The sequence below is a fragment of the Lentzea sp. NPDC060358 genome (assembly GCF_042725365.1).
Taxonomy (GTDB): Bacteria; Actinomycetota; Actinomycetes; order Mycobacteriales; family Pseudonocardiaceae; genus Lentzea.
In genome coordinates, this window is sequence record NZ_JBHXCW010000193.1 from 1 (window position 1) to 15,346 (window position 15,346).

The following is a 15,346-nucleotide window of genomic DNA, read 5'->3' on the forward strand; positions in this document are numbered from 1 at the left end:
GGGGCCGATCTGCATTTCCGGACACACGGCGAGAAATGCGGCCGACAGGTCCTCTTCGACAGGACCCCGACCGTCCCGGACACGCCCCCAGGCCGCTGGAGTCCCCCACAGGTGACGCGAATCACACGGTCACGAAAAGCGAAAAAGATTCTATTCAGAAGCGAATTGTCGCAAGCCTTGTTCGCCGACGAGTCGACATCCGGCCCGGCTGACCCACAGGGCCGAAGGTCCCGAACGACTGACGAAAAAGGGCATCAACGTTCCCGATAAGCCACTCGATCGTGTGATACGTCTCGACACGGGCGGAAGCACACATCACCGTGTTTACAGGGCGTAGGGCGTTCGTTCTACGCCAAACAATGTGACCCGACTACGCAGCGTTAACCCGTATGAGTGAAGGTTGAAGTTTCAACTGACGGTACGTAACAGCTGTCTAGATCCAAACGACGTAGGCAGTGGTTCGGCACTCGTTGAATAACTGGGAGAAGCTCGTGATGGACTCCGCACCCGCCGTTAGTCCTGCTCACCGGTCTTGGATAGTGGTCGCGGCCAAGACCATCGTCATGCTGCAACTGCTCGCCGTCGTCTACGTCTTCACGTCCGCCTGGGTGGCCATCGCCGTCACCGCCGGGCTCGCCCTCGTGGTGCTCTCGGTCCGCTCGCTGTCGCGGGCGTCGGGCAAGGTCGACCAGATCTTCGACGAGGAACTGCGCCGGTCCTAGGCACGTGCGGCGGGCGGGTCAGTTGACGAAGCCCCGCGAGGGCAGGCCCTCCGGGAAGCGTTCCAGCGCCTCGCCGGCCACCTCGGCCAGGGACTGGAGGGTCGCGGTCTCCGCGGGGGTCGCGGTGTGCGGGACGGCCCAGTAGCAGCCGATGGCGCCGAGTGGTTCCGGCCGCAGGATCGGCGCCATCACGAGGCTTCTCACGAATGTCGGGCGATACGCTTCCTGAGGAATCCTCGAATCGAAGCGGATGTCCCTGATCGCCACGGTCTGGCGATTCCTCATCGCCCAGCCGCTGATGCAGTTGACGGCCGGGAAGCGCTGGCCCTTCCACAGCGGGCTCATCGAGTCCTCGTCGGCGTAGTAGCAGAGATCGCCGTCGAGCAGCACCAACGTCGCACCGTGAGCGGCCAGCGAGAAGCGGGCGGTCGTGCGGACGATCCGCTGCACTTCCTCCAACGTGGCCGCGCCGGTCAGGCGATCCATCGTGTCGGACATGTATCCAAGTTATCTCCCGAAGAGCGTTTCTTCCAGGTATTCCTCGTCGGGGAAACACGATCTGATCAATTGATCTACCCGATCCGCGCGGGTTTGTTTCACGGCGGCGTGGAAGGCGGCCGGGCCACTCGGCTCGGGGCACCCGTGATGCTCGTGTCATCCGGCAAATCCCCCTGGCCGAACTTCGGACTCTAGTGTTGAAGGGTGACGACGCACCCCTCTCCCAACGTTCCGGACCAGCTCTTCGACGACCCCGCCGCCGAGGCCCGGTGGCGTGAGCGGTTCACCGCTCCCCGGATGAGCCTGCCCGGCTGGGCCGACGACGCACCGGACCGCACGCTCTACGTCTCCAACGCGAGCGGTGTCTGGGAGATCTACGCCTGGGACCGGGCGACCGACGAGCACCGCCGGGTCACCGACCGGCCCAACGGCACGTCGCACGGCACGCTGAACCCCGACGGCACCGAGATCTGGTGGTTCGACGACCACGACGGCGACGAGTTCGGCGTGTGGGTGCGCGAGCCGTTCACCTCGGACGGCAGCAAGGCCGAGCCTGCGCTGCCCGACGTGACGGCCGGCTACCCGGCGGGTCTCGAGATCGGGCCGACCGTCACGGCGGTGGCCGCGTCCACCGACGACGGCACCACGGTCTGGCTGTCGCGCGGCGGCCGGTCCGAGGTGATCTACCAGCACGTCAACGACGCCGGCGTGTCCGCGATGGCGAAGGACGAGTCGCTGGTCGTGATCGCGCACTCCGAGCACGGCGACAACCGCCACATGGCGTTGCGCGTGCTCGACGCCGCCACCGGTGAGACCAGGGCCGAGAAGTGGGACGGCAAGGGCAAGGGCCTCGACGCCATCTCGTTCAGCCCGGTGCGCGGCGACCAGCGGCTGCTGGTGCTGCACGAGCGCCGCGGCCGCGAGGAGCTGCTGATCTGGGACGTCGCCGCGGACACCGAGACCGAGGTCGTGCTCGACCTGCCGGGCGAGGTCGCCGCCGACTGGTACCCGGACGCGGACGCGCTGCTGATCGTGCACACCCACCACGGCCGCAACACCGTGCACCGCTACGACCTCGCGAGCGGCGAGCTGTCCACCCTGGACACCGCGCCCGGCGTGATCGGCTCGGCGGGCGTGCGGCCGGACGGCACGGTCGAGTACTCGTGGTCCTCTGCCGAGAAGTCCACGGTGATCCGCGCGCTGGCCACCGACGGCACCGAGAGCGTGCTGGTCGAACCGCAGGGCGCGAAGCCCGCGACGTCGCGCAAGCTCGAGGACGTCTTCGTCGGCGAGGTGCACGCGCTGGTCTCCAGGCCTGACGGCGAGGGTCCGTTCCCGACGGTCTTCCTGATCCACGGCGGCCCGCACTCCTCCGACGAGGACCGCTTCTCGGCCTACCGCGCGGTGTGGCTCGACGCCGGGTTCGCCACGGTGCACGTGAACTACCGCGGTTCCAGCGGCTACGGCTCGAAGTGGCGCGACGCCATCGAGGGCAGGCCGGGCCTGACCGAGCTCGAGGACATCGCCGCCGTGCACGACTGGGCGGTCGAGTCCGGGCTCACCGACCCGGCGAAGTCGGTGCTGAACGGCGCTTCGTGGGGCGGCTACCTGACCCTGCTCGGCATCGGCACGCAGCCGCAGCGCTGGGCCGTCGGCGTCGCGGGCGTCCCGGTGGCGGACTACCTCGCCGCCTACGAGGACGAGATGGAACCGCTGCGGGCGTTCGACCGGGCGTTGTTCGGCGGGTCACCCGAGGAGCTCCCGGAGCTCTACCGGGAGTGCTCGCCGCTCACCTACGTCGACCAGGTCACCGCTCCGGTGCTGATCCTGGCGGGCGAGAACGACCCGCGCTGCCCGATCCGGCAGATCGACAACTACCTCGACGCGCTCGCGGAACGCGGCCACACCTACGAGATGTACCGCTACGACGCCGGCCACGGCTCGCTGGTCGTCGCCGAGACGATGGTGCAGATCGCGGCCGAGGTCGACTTCGCCCGCCGCCACCTCGGCCTCTAGACACGACGAGGCCCGCTCCACCGGGGAGCGGGCCATCTGTCGTCCCGGAGCAGGTCAGGCCGACTGGGCCTGCCACATCCAGTGCGCCTGCTCCAGTTCCTGCGTGATGCCGATCAGCAGGTCCTGGGTCACGAGGTCCGGCTTGTCGGTCTCGTCGATGCGCGAGCGCATCCGCGAGATCAGCGAACCCAGCGTCGTCGTGATCGACGTGACGACCTGGTCCTCCTTCAGCCAGCCGGTCTCGATCGCGGGCAGGCCGGTCGACTCGGCGATGGTCTTCGCCGTGCCGTTGGGCGTGACGCCGAGAGCGGACGCGCGCTCCGCGACCTGGTCGGCGGCGTTGCGCGCCAGGACGACCAGTTCGTCGAGCTGGAGGTGGACGCTGCGGAAGTTCTTGCCGATCACGTTCCAGTGCGCCTGCTTCCCGATCAGGGACAGGTCGACCAGGTCGACCAGCGTCGCCTGCAGCACGGCTCCGACCGCGTCGCGGTCACCGTCGGACAGCGGGCTGGTGATCGGGTTCTTGGCCATGGTGAACGCGCCTCTCTTAGACGGTGACGCTGAGGGTCACCTCGATGTTGCCGCGGGTCGCGTTGGAGTACGGGCAGACCTGGTGGGCCTGCTCGACGAGCTTCTCCGCGACCGCCTGGTCGAGTCCGGGGACCTTCACCGCGAGCTCGACGGCGAGCTGGAAGCCGCCGGCGCCGTTGGATCCGATCCCCACCTTGGCGGTTACCTCGGAAGACGCAACTTGAATCTTCCCGGCGCGGGCGACGGCGGCGATGGCGGAGTTGAAGCACGCCGAGTACCCGGCCGCGAACAGCTGCTCGGGGTTGGTCGCGTCGCCGCCGGGGCCGCCCATCTCCTTCGGGACCGACAGCACCTCGTCGATCACACCGTCGGAGGAACGCACCTCGCCGTTGCGGCCTTCGCCGTAAGCAGTCGCCACAGCCGTGTACAGCGCTTCCATGCCGCTCTCCCTCGAGTCAGTCGGTAGGACCTTTCACCCGGGAAGAACGCATCGCGCGCGATTTAAATGCCCGGTCGTGACTCAGCTCACGTCGCGGCGGGAGGCCTGACTCAGCGCGAACTCGACGACCTGGCGGCCGATCACCCGCAGGTTGCGGTCCACGTCGGAGTCCGAGCAGGCGCCGTCGCCGTCGAACTTGACCTGCGCGGAGTTGATCGCGGCACCCAGCGGCGTCGGCCAGCCGCGCAGCGCGTGCACGATCGAGCGGACGGCCGCGAGCGTGTTCACCGCGGCCTGCCAGCCGTACGCGGCGGTGATCGTGCCGATGGCGCGGCCGTCGAGGTACGGGCGGTCGTCGTCGCGGAGGTCCTCGATGTAGTCGAGGGCGTTCTTGACCAGGCCGGACACGGTGCCGTGGTAGCCGGGCGACACGACGATCACGCCGTCGGCCCTGCGCAGGTCCTCGACCATCCTCAGCGCGACGTCCGTGCGGTCGGGCACCGACGGGTCGTAGAACGGGAGCACCAGGTCGGGGCCGCTGTACTGGATCGTCCGCGCACCGAGCTCACGGGCGCCCTCCAGGGCCACCCGCAGGGCCCGCTCGGACTGCGAGTCGGACCTGATCGAGCCCCCGATGCCCACCACCGTCACCGTCATGCCTGCGATCCTTCCACCTCCAGATACCTGGAGATCCAGCACTACTCGCGAGTAACCTGCACCACATGTCGAACTTCCAGGCGGCCGTGCTGGCCGGTGCTCTGCGCTTCGCGTTCGGTCTACCCGGCCCCGTGCGTCGTCTCATCGCCGGTACGCCCATCCGCCTGGACGGCCAGGACCTGCACCCCGAGGCGCAGCTCCTGCTCCGGCTCCAGCAGCTGTCCGGAACCGACTGGCGCACGAGGTCAGCATCCGAGAGCCGGCTGGACCTGGAGTTGAGTTCCAAGCTCGTCTCGGGGCCGAAGATCACCGGAGTGGGTGCGCGCGAGCTCACCATCGGGGAGTTCGCCGGTCGGCTCTACACGCCGGACGGCCTCGCGCCCGGCTCGGCGCTGTTGATCTTCTACCACGGCGGCGGCTGGGTCACCGGAAGCCTCGACAGCCACGACAACCTGTGCCGGTTCCTCGCGAAGGAGGCCGGGGTGCGGGTGCTCGCGGCCGACTACCGGCTCGCGCCGGAGGCACCGTTCCCCGCCGCGGCCGACGACGCCGCCGAGGTGCTGCGCTACGCCGTCGCGAAGGCGGAGGACCTGGGCATCGACCCGAAGCGGATCGCGCTCGGCGGCGACAGCGCCGGCGGCAACCTGGCCGCGGTGACCGCACACGGCGCCGAGACCGAGATCGCGTTCCTGCTGCTCTTCTACCCCGGCGTGGACGCGTCGGTGCGCCGCCGCTCGCGCGAGATCTTCGGCAACGGGTTCTTCCTCACCGACGAGAAGATGGACTGGTTCCTCGACCAGTACAGCTCCGGCGGCCGGGACCGCCACGACCCGCGGCTGTCGATCATGCTGGCCGAGGACCTGTCGAAACTGCCGCCGACCTACGTCGCGACCGCGGGCTACGACCCGTTGCGCGACGAGGGGGAGGCCTTCGCCGAACGGCTCGCGGCCGAGGGCGTGCCGGTCGTGCTGCGCCGGCACGAGGGCCTGTTCCACGGCTTCGCGAACGTGCTCGGCATCGGCGGGATCTTCCGCGAGGCCGTGTCCGAGGCCGTCGGGGCGCTGCGGACCGGCCTCGCGCTGGCCAACTCCGCTCAGGACGTGACCGAGACCGCCTGACGCCGGCGGGCGAACACCCAGCCCACCCCGGCGACCAGGAGTCCGGCCAGGCCCGCGACGACGAAGCCGAGCGGGGGTCCGCCGCGGTCCACGGCGACCCCGGCGAGCGGCTGGCCGACCGCGACACCGAACGTGAACGCCGAACCCTGCAGCCCGAGGGCCAGCCCTCGGGCCGTGGGAGGCGCGTGCCTGCTGATCAGCTCCGTCGAGGCCGTGATGGTCGGTGCGCACACGAGGTTCATCGGGATGAGGGCGAGCGCCAGCAGCAGCACGCTGCCGTCGCCCAGCCCGACCGGGATCTCCAGCAACGCCATGCAGGCCAGCAGGACCACCCCGCCGGGCACGCGGGTGAGGCTGCCGTAGACGAGGCCGCCGATCGCCGACGCGGCGCACATGACGACGAAGACCAGGCTGAGCCAGCTCTGCCTGCCCGCCTGCTCCAGCGAGGCGATCGAGGAGATCTCCATGCCCGACAACGTCATCGTGGCGCCGAACGGGATGATCAGCGCCGCCAGCACCGGCCCGCGCAGCCACTCCCCGACCCTCGGCGCCGGGCCGTCGACCACCTCGTCCTCGTGCACCAGCACCGGGTCGACCGCGAACAGCACCGCGCTCGCGACCAGGATCGCGATCCCGATCGTGACGAGGGCCGTGCCGCTCGAGAACTTCGTCGCGATCGCCACGCCCGCCGCGGGACCGACCATGAAGGACAGTTCGACCGAGATCGAGTCCAGCGAGAACGCGGGCCTGCGGTGCGGTTCGGGCACGATCGCCGTCAGCGCCTGCCGGCCGATCGACATCATCGGCACCGCCACCAGCCCGTTGGCGAACGCCAGCACGAGCAGGACATAGTAGTCCATCAGCGGCGCGGTGACCCAGAACAGGCCTTCGAGCAGGCTGAGCGCCAGAACGAACCGAAGCCCCTTGCTGTCGACCAGCTTGCCCATGAGCGGTGAGCCGAGTCCCAGACCGATCATGGTCGCGAACCCGACGGTGCCGGCCGCCGCGTAGCCCTTGTCGAGCGTGGTGACGACGTGCAGCGTCACGGTCACGCCCGCCGCCGTCGGCGGGATCCTGGCGAAGAGCATCAGCACCATCAGGGGTCGGACCCCCGGCAGTGCCAGGACGCTGCGGAACGGGGCGAGGTTCACGGTGCCATCGTCACCCGAGTGGCAACCGGTTTGCGCGTCAGGCCCCAGGCGATCCCCGCGACCACCAGTCCGATCACGCCGACGATCGCGAACCCGGCCGGTGCGCCGCCGCGGTCGATCGCGACACCCGCGATGGGCGCGCCGATGGCGTTGCCGACGGTGAACGCCGAGCCCTGCAGACCGAGAGCGAGGCCACGAGCCGTGGGCGGCGCAAGCCTGCTGATGCGCTCACCGGACGCCGCGATCAACGGCGCGCACATGAGGTTCATCGGTACGAGGAGCAGGCATAGCAGCAGGACGTTCCCGTCGCCCAGACCGACCGGGATTTCCAGGACCGCCATGAGCGCCAGCAGCACCAGCACGTTGGGCACCCGCTGCACGCCGCCGTAGACCAGGCCGCCCACGATCGACGCCGCGCACATCGCGAAGAACACCGCGCCGAGCCAGCTCTGCTTGCCGATGTGCTCCAACGACGCGATGGCCGAGACCTCCATGCCCGCCAGGCACACGGTCGCACCGACGCACACGACCAGCACGCCGAACAGCGGCCCGCGCAGCCACTCGGTGATCCTCGGCTTCGGCCCGCCGTCGACCTCGTCCGCGTGGACCATCGGCGGGTTCCACCAGTACAGCAGCACCCCCGCGGTGAGGATCGAGGCGCCGATGAACGGCAACGCGGCGTTCGTGGAGAACTTCGTCGCGACGAGCACGCCGAGCGCCGGCCCCGCCATGAACGACAGCTCGACCGAGATCGAGTCGACCGACAGCGCGACCCGGCGCTGCGCCTCCGGCACGAGCGCGGTGATCGCCAGGCGGCCGATCGACATCATCGGCACGCCGAGCAGCCCGACCAGGAACGACGTCCCCAGCAACGTCCAGTAGCCCATCAGCGGCGCGGTCAGCCAGAACGCCGCGGACGCCGTGACGCTCAGGGTCAGCATCGGCCGCAGACCGCGTTCGTCGATGAGCCTGCCCATCAGCGGGGCGCCGATTCCCATGCCGATCGTGCCCGCCGCCCCGACCAGCCCGGCCGCGCCGTAACCCCGGTCGAGCGTGACGGCGACGTGCAGGGTGAGGATCACGCCCGTCGCCGCGGGAGGCATCCTCGCGAAGAACATCAGCAACGCCAGCGGGCGTACTCGGGGCAGCACCAGGACGTGCTTGAAGGGGGCGAGGTCCACAGCCCTCATCCTCGCCCGCGCGGCAAAAGGTTTTACTTGCTAACGATGTGATTCGGCGTACAGCTCTTCGAGCGCCCGGTAGGCCTTGGCGACGAACGGCCGGGCCTTCGCGTACCTCGTGACGGCGTCCTCGTCGGGCACGATCGTCTGCGTCGGCCGCACGAGGTCGACGGTCAGGCTCGGGATGACGTCCAGCGCCCGCCACGCGAGCAGTGCCGCACCCACCGCGGAGCCGCCGCTGTCCTCGGTGAGGTGCAACGGCATGCCGAGGGTGTTCGCGAGCGTCTGCGCCCAGATCGGCGCGCGGAAGGCGCCGCCGGTGATCCGCAACGACTCGACGTTCGGCACGGCCTCCAGCACCAGCGCGAGTTGCTGGCACACCCCCTCGACCAACGCCTTGGTGATCTGCTGAGGGGTGTGTTCGCGCCGAAGGCCGAGCAACGCGGCGTGGGCCGTCGGATCCCACCACGGCGCGCGCTCGCCCAGCAGGTACGGCAGCGCGACGAGTCCGTCGGAGTCGGCCTCCGACGCCTGCTCCAGGAGATCCCCGACCGGGACGCCGAACGTCTCCGCGGCCCACTGCGCGACGACGCCGCCGTTGCTGATCGCACCGCCGCGGACCCAGAGGCCCTCGCCGATCGCGTAGCTGAACGTCCGGCCCTCCTCGTCGACGCCGGGACCCTGTTGCGCCACGCGGAGAGCGCCCGACGTGCCGAGCGAGACCGCACCGGCTCCGGGGGTGGCCGCGCCGACGCCGAGGTTGCCGAGCGGGCCGTCGCCACCGCCGACGACCACGGGGATGCCGGGGCGCAGACCGGGGATCACGGCCGTCAACGGCGTGGTGTGCGTGGGTTCGACGAGCGGCGGCAGCTGGTCCGCCGTGACGCCGGCGAACTCCAGCGACGGCTCGTGCCACTGCAGCGTGTGGATGTTCATCAGGCCGGTGCCGGAGCCGCACGAGTGCTCGTTGAGCAGCCGGCCGGTGAGGTGGAGGTGGACGAAGTCCTTGATCTCGCACCACTTCGCGGCCGTGACGCCGTTCTCGTGGAACCACGCGAGCTTCATCAGCGGCGTGAACGAGTGGATCGGCGCGCCGGTCGCCTGGTGCAGCGCGCGGCCCTCCTCCGTGCCCCGCAAGCGTTCCGTCTGCTCGACCGCGCGGTTGTCGGCCCAGCTCAGCGCGTCCGTGACCGGGGTCAGCGCCGCGTCCAGGCCCATGATCGAGTGCATCGCGCCCGTCAGCGCGATCGCCCGCACGTCCTCCGACGCGAGCTCGCGGATCGCGTCGAACGCCGCGTCGAGCACCTGCTTCGGGTCGTGCGTCGCCTCCAGACCGCTGGTGCGCATGGGATAGCCGCGTTCGGTCGAGGCCACGACACGGGCCTGCGCGTCCACCGCGACGACCTTGGTCGCCGTCGTGCCGAGGTCCACCGCGAGAACGATCTCCGCCATGCCCGTCAGCCTAAAAGAGGAAAGGCCCCCGCCGCAGTCGCGGCAGGGGCCTTCTCCTCACGACGGTCAGAGGCGCTTCGCGAGCTCTTCCGCGACCTCGTAGGTGTTGAGCGCCGCGCCCTTGCGCAGGTTGTCGCCGCACACGAAGAAGTCCAGCGTGTTCGGGAAGTCCAGCGCCTGGCGCACGCGGCCCACGTACGTCGGGTCGCCGCCCACGACGTCGGCGGGCGTCGGGAACTTCTTCGCGGCCGGGTCGTCGATGAGGACGATGGTCGGCTGCTCGGAGAAGATCTTGTGCGCCGCCTCGACCGTGACCTCGCGCGCGAAGGTCGCGTGGACCGACAGCGAGTGGGTCGTGACGACCGGGACGCGCACGCACGTCGCGGAGACCTTCAGGTCCGGGATGCCGAGGATCTTGCGGGCCTCGTTGCGGACCTTCAGCTCCTCCGACGACCAGCCGTCGTCCTTGAGCGAACCGGCCCACGGCACCACGTTCAGCACGAGCGGGGCCGGGAACGGCGAGTCGTCGGCCGACAGACCGGCGGCGGCGAGCACCTGCGCCACGTCACCCGCGACGACGCCCGCCTCCTTGCCCGCGAGGGCGGCGATCTCGGCGTACAGGCGGTCGATGCCGGACTGACCGGCACCGGACGCGGCCTGGTAGGACGCGACGACCAGCTCCTTGAGCTCGAACTCCCGGTGCAGGGCACCGAGCGCCGCCATCATCGACAGCGTCGTGCAGTTCGGGTTCGCGATGATGCCGCGCGGGCGGTTGTCGATCTGGTCGGCGTTGACCTCGGGCACGACCAGCGGCACGTCCGCGTCCATCCGGAACGCGCCGGAGTTGTCGATCGCGATCGCGCCGCGCTCGGCGGCGACCGGCGCCCACTGCGCCGAGATCTCGTCCGGCACGTCGAACATCGCGATGTCGACGCCGTCGAACGCCTCGGGCGACAGGGCGACGACCGTGAGGTCCTGCCCGCGCACGTTGATCTTCTTGCCCGCCGACCGCGCGGAGGCGATCAGCCGCACCTCGCCCCACGGGAAGTCGGAGCGGGTGTTCATGATGTCGATCATCACGGTGCCCACGGCACCGGTCGCGCCCACCAGCGCGAGTACAGGCCCAGTCATCGTCCAGTCCCTGCGTAAACGACGGCCTCCTCGTCGCCACCGAGCTCGAACGCGTCGTGCAGGGCACGGACGGCGTCGTCGAGCTGGGTGTCGCGGCAGATGACCGAGATGCGGATCTCCGAGGTGGAGATGATGTCGATGTTGACGCCGGCCGTGGCCAGCGCCTCGCAGAACAGCGCCGTGACGCCGGGGTGCGAGCGCATGCCCGCGCCGATCAGCGACACCTTGCCGACGTGCTCGTCGTAGAGGACCTGGTCGAAGCCGATCTCGCCGCGGGACTTCTCCAGCGCGGCCACGGCGCGCGGGCCGTCGACCTTGGCCAGCGTGAACGTGATGTCGGTGCGACCGGACGCGGCCTGCGACACGTTCTGCACGACCATGTCGATGTCGAGCTCGGCCTGCGCCACGACCCGGAAGATCCGGGCGGCGATGCCGGGGTGGTCGGGGACGGCGGTCACGGTGATCTTCGCTTCGGACCGGTCGTGCGCGACGCCGGTGATCATCGCCTGTTCCACGGGAAGGTCCTCCACTGAACCGGACACGATGGTCCCGGTCTTGTTGCTGAACGACGAACGGACGTGCACGGGGACGTTGTAGCGCCGGGCGTACTCCACGCAGCGGAGCATCAGCACCTTGGCGCCGCAGGCGGCCATCTCGAGCATTTCCTCGTAGGTGATCGTGTCGAGCTTCTTCGCGTTCGGCACGATGCGCGGGTCGGCGGTGTAGACGCCGTCCACGTCGGTGTAGATCTCGCACACGTCGGCCTTGGTCGCCGCCGCGAGCGCCACCGCGGTGGTGTCGCTGCCGCCGCGGCCGAGCGTGGTGATCTCCTTGGAGTCCTGGGAGACGCCCTGGAAGCCCGCGACGATCACGATGGCCCCCTCGGCCATCGCGTCCTGGATCCGGCTGGGAGTCACGTCGATGATCCGGGCCTTGCCGTGCGCCGAGGTCGTGATCACGCCTGCCTGCGAACCCGTGTACGAGCGCGCCTCGGCACCCAGCGAGTTGATCGCCATCGCGAGCAGCGACATCGAGATCCGCTCACCGGAGGTGAGGAGCATGTCGAGCTCGCGGGCGGGCGGCACCGGCGAGACCTGGCGGGCGAGGTCGAGCAGCTCGTCGGTCGTGTCGCCCATGGCGGAGACCACGACGACGACGTCGTTGCCCGCTTTCTTGGTCGCGACGATGCGTTCGGCCACGCGTTTGATCCGCTCGGCACTCCCAACCGATGAACCGCCGTACTTCTGGACGACGAGCGCCACCGACCTGACCTCCTTCGCGCGACTAAAACCCCACGTCGTCGGCAGCCTACCCGGACCACCTGGTGAGACTCTGGAGCCGTGACGCGCGTGACTACTCTGTCCGGGTGTCGTCGAGCACCGATGTCGTGGAGGCCCCAGCAGCCGTGCCTGAGAGCAGTGCGCGCTCCCGGATGGCCGAGGCGCTCAGACACCCCGTCGCCCTCTGGACGGCGCCCGCGCTCATCTACCTGGCCGTGCGCCAGGTCGGCCTGTTCGTCCTGCAGCTGGTCGTCGAGTTCCAGAACAAGACCACCGGCAAGGCCGACACGTCCGTCGACAACCTCAGGTCGTGGGACGGCGAGTGGTTCCTCGGGATCGCCCAGGGCGGCTACGACGACGTGCCGCAGCGCCTCACCGACGCGGCCGGCCGGCGCACCGCCGAGACACCGCTCGCGTTCTTCCCCGGCTACCCGGCGCTGATCAGGTGGGTCGACGGCCTGCCGGGCGTGGACGTGGTGGGCGCGGCGTTCGCCGTCAGCCTGGTGAGCGGCCTGTTCTGCGCGTACGGCCTGTTCGTGCTGGGCCGCGTGGTGCGCGACGGCTCGGTCCCCGCCGGGCTGGTGCTGGTGACGCTGTTCGCCGCCTCGCCGATGTCGGTCGTGCTGTCGATGACGTACTCGGAGGCGACGTTCTGCGCGTTCGCCGCGTGGGCGCTGGTCGGCGTGGTGAAGAAGCGCTGGATCCTCGCGGGCGTCTGCTGCGCGGCGGCGGGCCTGGTCCGCCCCACGGCGGCGGCGCTCATCGCGGCGGTCGGCCTCGCCGCGCTGGTGGCGGTGATCGCCGACCGCCGCGACTGGCAGGCCTGGGTCGGCGGGCTGGTCGCGCCGCTCGGCCTGCTCGGCTACCTGGCCTGGGTCTCGTCCCGCACCGGCGACCTGTCCGGCTGGTTCGGCGTGCAGCAGCGCGGCTGGGGCTCGAAGTTCGACGGCGGCGCGGCGACTTGGGAGTTCGCCCTGGGCCACCTCGGCAACCCGCGCTCGGTGCTCGAAACCGGCACCGTGTGGCTGCTGGGCTTCGCGATCGTGCTGGTGTTCTACGCCTTCCAGCGCCGCCTGGAGTGGCCGCTCATCGTCTACGGCATCGGCGTGCTGGTCATGGACCTCGGCTCGAACGGCCTGATGAACTCGAAGGCCCGCCTGCTGCTCCCGGCCTTCACCCTGCTGGTCCCGCTCGCCCTGGTGCTGGCCCGCCGCCGGCCGTCCACGGTGCTGACCGTGCTCGGCTTCGCGACCCTGTTCAGCGCCTGGTTCGGCGCGTACTCCCTCGCCGTTTGGCAGTATGCGATCTGATGAACGAGCTGATCTCGAAGCGCTGGAGTCCTCGCGCTTTCTCCGCTGACGCAACGGTTTCCGACGAAGAGCTGCGCATCCTGATGGAAGCGGCGCGCTGGGCGCCGTCCCACGGCAACAGCCAGCCCGCCCGCTTCGTGGTGGGCAAGCGCGGCACCCCGACGTTCGACACGATCTTCGAGACCCTGACCCGCGGCAACAGGACCTGGGCGGTCCGCGCCTCGGTCCTGCTGATCGGCTGCGTGGTGACGACCGACGACCGGGGCGACATCCCGAACGTCGAGTTCGGCCTGGGCCTCGCGATGGAGAACATCGCCCTGCAGGCCGTGGACCTGGGCCTGATCGCGCACATGATGGGCGGCTTCGACCCCGACGCCGCGCACAGGGCGTTCGCGATGCCCGCCGACGCACGCCCGCTGGTGGCCATGGCACTGGGCCACCCCGGCGCACTGGAGGACCTCCCCGAGGACCTCCAAGCCCGCGAGCAGCGCGAACGTCAGCGCCGCCCCTTGTCGGACACCGTCTTCACCGGCTCCTGGGGCGAGTCACTGTTCGGTTGAGAAGTACTTCGTCGCGACCTCGTTGTGCAGCGGGAACGCCAACGGCTCGCACTCGAAGATGACCCTCCGCTCGGAAGCCTCCTCGTTGGGCACGAACGGGGGCATGTCCTCGGCGTTGACGGCGGGCGCGGTGGCGAACAACAGCACCGTGCCCCCGTCGGGCGTCGACACGAAGTGCAGGGGCCGCAGCTCACCGGGCGCGATGCGCACACCGGCCTCTTCCTCGAGCTCGCGAGCAGCACTCTCCTGCCACGACTCGCCCCGCTCCATGAACCCGCTGACGAAGGCGAGCTGCCCCACCGGCGGAATGGCTCGACGCACGGTGAGAAGCCCGGTCCGCGGGCCGTCCTTGACGGGCACCAGCAGGACCACGACCGGCGCTGGATTCGCCCACACCATATGTGCACAACTCGCGCACTCGCGGGGATATCGAGCCGTGTCGGCGTACCGGGTGCCACAGCTGCTGCAGAAGTCGTCGCGCGCCATGACCCGAACCTAGTTCAGACGCCTAACGAGCTTAAGGACGATCGCTCGAACGGCCAGCCAGAACAACGCGGCAAGGCCGAAGTTCACGATCGTCCGCAGCTTCGGGTCGTCGGGACGGAACAGGTCTCTGAAGGCAAGCGCAAGAGGCTCCGCAAGGGCTTTGACGTTGCTGGTGATGGGGTTGTCAGGAGCGGCCCCGCCGACGGTGAGCACGACGTGGACGACGAGCACGACCGCCAGCGCGAGGCCGACCCAACTGACAATCCCAGCGGCGATCCCGACCACCCGCGTACGCATGGGTTAGGAATCTACTCCTCAGTAGCGAGACACCGCTCGCGCGAGGATGCCGGTCACGACCAGCCAGAACACGGCGGCCAGACCGTAGTTGAGGAAGACGTCGAGGTTCATGTTCCCCGTCTGGAACAAACCGGGGAAGAAGAGGGCCAGTGGATCGGCAAGGGACTTGATGAACCCGAAGAAGGCGTTCGCCGGGTTCGCACCGAGCACCACCATCAAGATGTAGAGGATCTCGATGAAGGCGAAGAGGACGCCGATGCCGCTGATCACGCGGGAAGCCGTGCCGCGGCCGCTGGTCGTACGTAATCTGGACATGTATGAACTTTTCCCACGTTCGGGTGACACAAAACTTGCAACATGACACCCACCGCAACTCAATCGCAAAGGCAAACGCCACCACAAAGCGAGCGCCCCTCAAGCGAAGCCGAAGGCGAGCACAGCCCCTGCAGAGCGAAGCTCCAGCGGTGGGTGCCCCGTCACGAGTCGCACCTCAGCTCTTGCTGCACGCGAGGAGGGG

General features: G+C 69.6%; 17 protein-coding genes. 5 read left to right on the top strand and 12 right to left on the bottom strand.

Translation table 11 applies throughout. The annotated features are described in order from the left end of the window. The first annotated feature begins 563 nt into the window (after positions 1–563). Entirely contained in the window at positions 564–722 is a 159-nt protein-coding gene (locus ACFWGZ_RS30865; protein ID WP_382455107.1) for a hypothetical protein, read from the top strand. Positions 723–740: 18 nt separating this feature from the next. Here ACFWGZ_RS30865 and ACFWGZ_RS30870 read toward each other — a convergent pair whose 3' ends face one another. Continuing rightward, positions 741–1,220, bottom strand: coding sequence for a GAF domain-containing protein (locus tag ACFWGZ_RS30870; RefSeq protein WP_382455108.1), 480 nt, complete (start codon positions 1,218–1,220; stop codon positions 741–743). Between the two features lie 204 nt (positions 1,221–1,424). On the opposite strand from ACFWGZ_RS30870, the gene ACFWGZ_RS30875 reads away from it, so the two are divergent. Continuing rightward, positions 1,425–3,236: a prolyl oligopeptidase family serine peptidase gene (locus tag ACFWGZ_RS30875; RefSeq protein WP_382455109.1), complete on the top strand. Its 1,812-nt coding sequence runs from the start codon at positions 1,425–1,427 to the stop codon at positions 3,234–3,236. Between the two features lie 54 nt (positions 3,237–3,290). Here the strand turns inward: ACFWGZ_RS30875 and ACFWGZ_RS30880 are convergent, their stop codons facing one another. The 3 genes from ACFWGZ_RS30880 to ACFWGZ_RS30890 all read right to left on the bottom strand — a co-directional run bounded on the left by ACFWGZ_RS30880 (position 3,291) and on the right by ACFWGZ_RS30890 (position 4,863). Beyond that, positions 3,291–3,767 carry a Dps family protein gene (locus ACFWGZ_RS30880; protein ID WP_382455110.1) on the bottom strand — a complete coding sequence of 159 codons (477 nt, stop codon included), beginning with the start codon at positions 3,765–3,767 and terminating at the stop codon, positions 3,291–3,293. Positions 3,768–3,783: 16 nt separating this feature from the next. After that, positions 3,784–4,206, bottom strand: a complete 423-nt coding sequence (locus ACFWGZ_RS30885; RefSeq protein ID WP_382455111.1) for an organic hydroperoxide resistance protein — start codon at positions 4,204–4,206, stop codon at positions 3,784–3,786. Between the two features lie 81 nt (positions 4,207–4,287). Continuing rightward, entirely contained in the window at positions 4,288–4,863 is a 576-nt protein-coding gene (locus ACFWGZ_RS30890) for an NADPH-dependent FMN reductase (RefSeq protein WP_382455112.1), read from the bottom strand. Between the two features lie 65 nt (positions 4,864–4,928). Between ACFWGZ_RS30890 and ACFWGZ_RS30895 the strand changes: the two genes are divergently transcribed. Continuing rightward, positions 4,929–5,981 (top strand): alpha/beta hydrolase, encoded by a 1,053-nt coding sequence (locus ACFWGZ_RS30895; protein WP_382455113.1) that lies wholly within the window; start codon positions 4,929–4,931, stop codon positions 5,979–5,981. Here ACFWGZ_RS30895 and ACFWGZ_RS30900 read toward each other — a convergent pair. From ACFWGZ_RS30900 to ACFWGZ_RS30920, 5 genes are all read right to left on the bottom strand, one after another. Continuing rightward, positions 5,957–7,132 (bottom strand): MFS transporter, encoded by a 1,176-nt coding sequence (locus ACFWGZ_RS30900; RefSeq protein WP_382455114.1) that lies wholly within the window; start codon positions 7,130–7,132, stop codon positions 5,957–5,959. The two genes, ACFWGZ_RS30895 and ACFWGZ_RS30900, sit on opposite strands and share 25 nt — an antisense overlap. Next, entirely contained in the window at positions 7,129–8,313 is a 1,185-nt protein-coding gene (locus ACFWGZ_RS30905) for an MFS transporter (RefSeq protein WP_382455115.1), read from the bottom strand. Before ACFWGZ_RS30905 ends, ACFWGZ_RS30900 begins: the two co-directional genes overlap by 4 nt. A 39-nt stretch (positions 8,314–8,352) precedes the next feature. Continuing rightward, entirely contained in the window at positions 8,353–9,765 is a 1,413-nt protein-coding gene (locus ACFWGZ_RS30910; protein WP_382455116.1) for a gluconokinase, read from the bottom strand. A gap of 66 nt (positions 9,766–9,831) precedes the next feature. Then, a complete protein-coding gene (locus ACFWGZ_RS30915) occupies positions 9,832–10,896 on the bottom strand; it encodes an aspartate-semialdehyde dehydrogenase (RefSeq protein ID WP_382455117.1) in 1,065 nt (354 codons plus the stop codon). After that, positions 10,893–12,158, bottom strand: coding sequence for an aspartate kinase (locus tag ACFWGZ_RS30920; protein WP_382455118.1), 1,266 nt, complete (start codon positions 12,156–12,158; stop codon positions 10,893–10,895). Before ACFWGZ_RS30920 ends, ACFWGZ_RS30915 begins: the two co-directional genes overlap by 4 nt. A 143-nt stretch (positions 12,159–12,301) precedes the next feature. Here ACFWGZ_RS30920 and ACFWGZ_RS30925 point away from each other — a divergent pair, with 143 nt between their 5' ends. Both ACFWGZ_RS30925 and ACFWGZ_RS30930 read left to right on the top strand, forming a co-directional pair. Then, positions 12,302–13,486 (top strand): hypothetical protein, encoded by a 1,185-nt coding sequence (locus tag ACFWGZ_RS30925; protein ID WP_382455119.1) that lies wholly within the window; start codon positions 12,302–12,304, stop codon positions 13,484–13,486. Next, complete coding sequence (locus ACFWGZ_RS30930; RefSeq protein ID WP_382455120.1) at positions 13,486–14,046, top strand: nitroreductase family protein; 561 nt, start codon at positions 13,486–13,488, stop codon at positions 14,044–14,046. Before ACFWGZ_RS30925 ends, ACFWGZ_RS30930 begins: the two co-directional genes overlap by 1 nt. On the opposite strand, the gene ACFWGZ_RS30935 is transcribed toward ACFWGZ_RS30930, so the two are convergent. The 3 genes from ACFWGZ_RS30935 to ACFWGZ_RS30945 are packed head-to-tail and all read right to left on the bottom strand — an operon-like array spanning position 14,032 to position 15,144. Then, on the bottom strand, positions 14,032–14,532 hold the full coding sequence (locus tag ACFWGZ_RS30935; protein ID WP_382455121.1) for an NUDIX domain-containing protein: 501 nt from the start codon (positions 14,530–14,532) through the stop codon (positions 14,032–14,034). The two genes, ACFWGZ_RS30930 and ACFWGZ_RS30935, sit on opposite strands and share 15 nt — an antisense overlap. A 9-nt stretch (positions 14,533–14,541) precedes the next feature. Beyond that, complete coding sequence (locus tag ACFWGZ_RS30940; protein ID WP_330856443.1) at positions 14,542–14,829, bottom strand: hypothetical protein; 288 nt, start codon at positions 14,827–14,829, stop codon at positions 14,542–14,544. Between the two features lie 18 nt (positions 14,830–14,847). Continuing rightward, a complete protein-coding gene (locus ACFWGZ_RS30945) occupies positions 14,848–15,144 on the bottom strand; it encodes a hypothetical protein (protein WP_382455122.1) in 297 nt (98 codons plus the stop codon). Positions 15,145–15,346: the final 202 nt, after the last annotated feature.

Bases quoted from the DNA above. Each gene is read 5' to 3' on its own strand.
- ACFWGZ_RS30865 (WP_382455107.1), top strand. From the start codon at position 564: ATGCTGCAACTGCTCGCCGTCGTCTACGTCTTCACGTCCGCCTGGGTG.
- ACFWGZ_RS30870 (WP_382455108.1), bottom strand. From the start codon at position 1,220: ATGTCCGACACGATGGATCGCCTGACCGGCGCGGCCACGTTGGAGGAA.
- ACFWGZ_RS30880 (WP_382455110.1), bottom strand. From the start codon at position 3,767: ATGGCCAAGAACCCGATCACCAGCCCGCTGTCCGACGGTGACCGCGAC.
- ACFWGZ_RS30885 (WP_382455111.1), bottom strand. From the start codon at position 4,206: ATGGAAGCGCTGTACACGGCTGTGGCGACTGCTTACGGCGAAGGCCGC.
- ACFWGZ_RS30890 (WP_382455112.1), bottom strand. From the start codon at position 4,863: ATGACGGTGACGGTGGTGGGCATCGGGGGCTCGATCAGGTCCGACTCG.
- ACFWGZ_RS30895 (WP_382455113.1), top strand. From the start codon at position 4,929: ATGTCGAACTTCCAGGCGGCCGTGCTGGCCGGTGCTCTGCGCTTCGCG.
- ACFWGZ_RS30910 (WP_382455116.1), bottom strand. From the start codon at position 9,765: ATGGCGGAGATCGTTCTCGCGGTGGACCTCGGCACGACGGCGACCAAG.
- ACFWGZ_RS30915 (WP_382455117.1), bottom strand. From the start codon at position 10,896: ATGACTGGGCCTGTACTCGCGCTGGTGGGCGCGACCGGTGCCGTGGGC.
- ACFWGZ_RS30930 (WP_382455120.1), top strand. From the start codon at position 13,486: ATGAACGAGCTGATCTCGAAGCGCTGGAGTCCTCGCGCTTTCTCCGCT.
- ACFWGZ_RS30935 (WP_382455121.1), bottom strand. From the start codon at position 14,532: ATGGCGCGCGACGACTTCTGCAGCAGCTGTGGCACCCGGTACGCCGAC.
- ACFWGZ_RS30940 (WP_330856443.1), bottom strand. From the start codon at position 14,829: ATGCGTACGCGGGTGGTCGGGATCGCCGCTGGGATTGTCAGTTGGGTC.
- ACFWGZ_RS30945 (WP_382455122.1), bottom strand. From the start codon at position 15,144: ATGTCCAGATTACGTACGACCAGCGGCCGCGGCACGGCTTCCCGCGTG.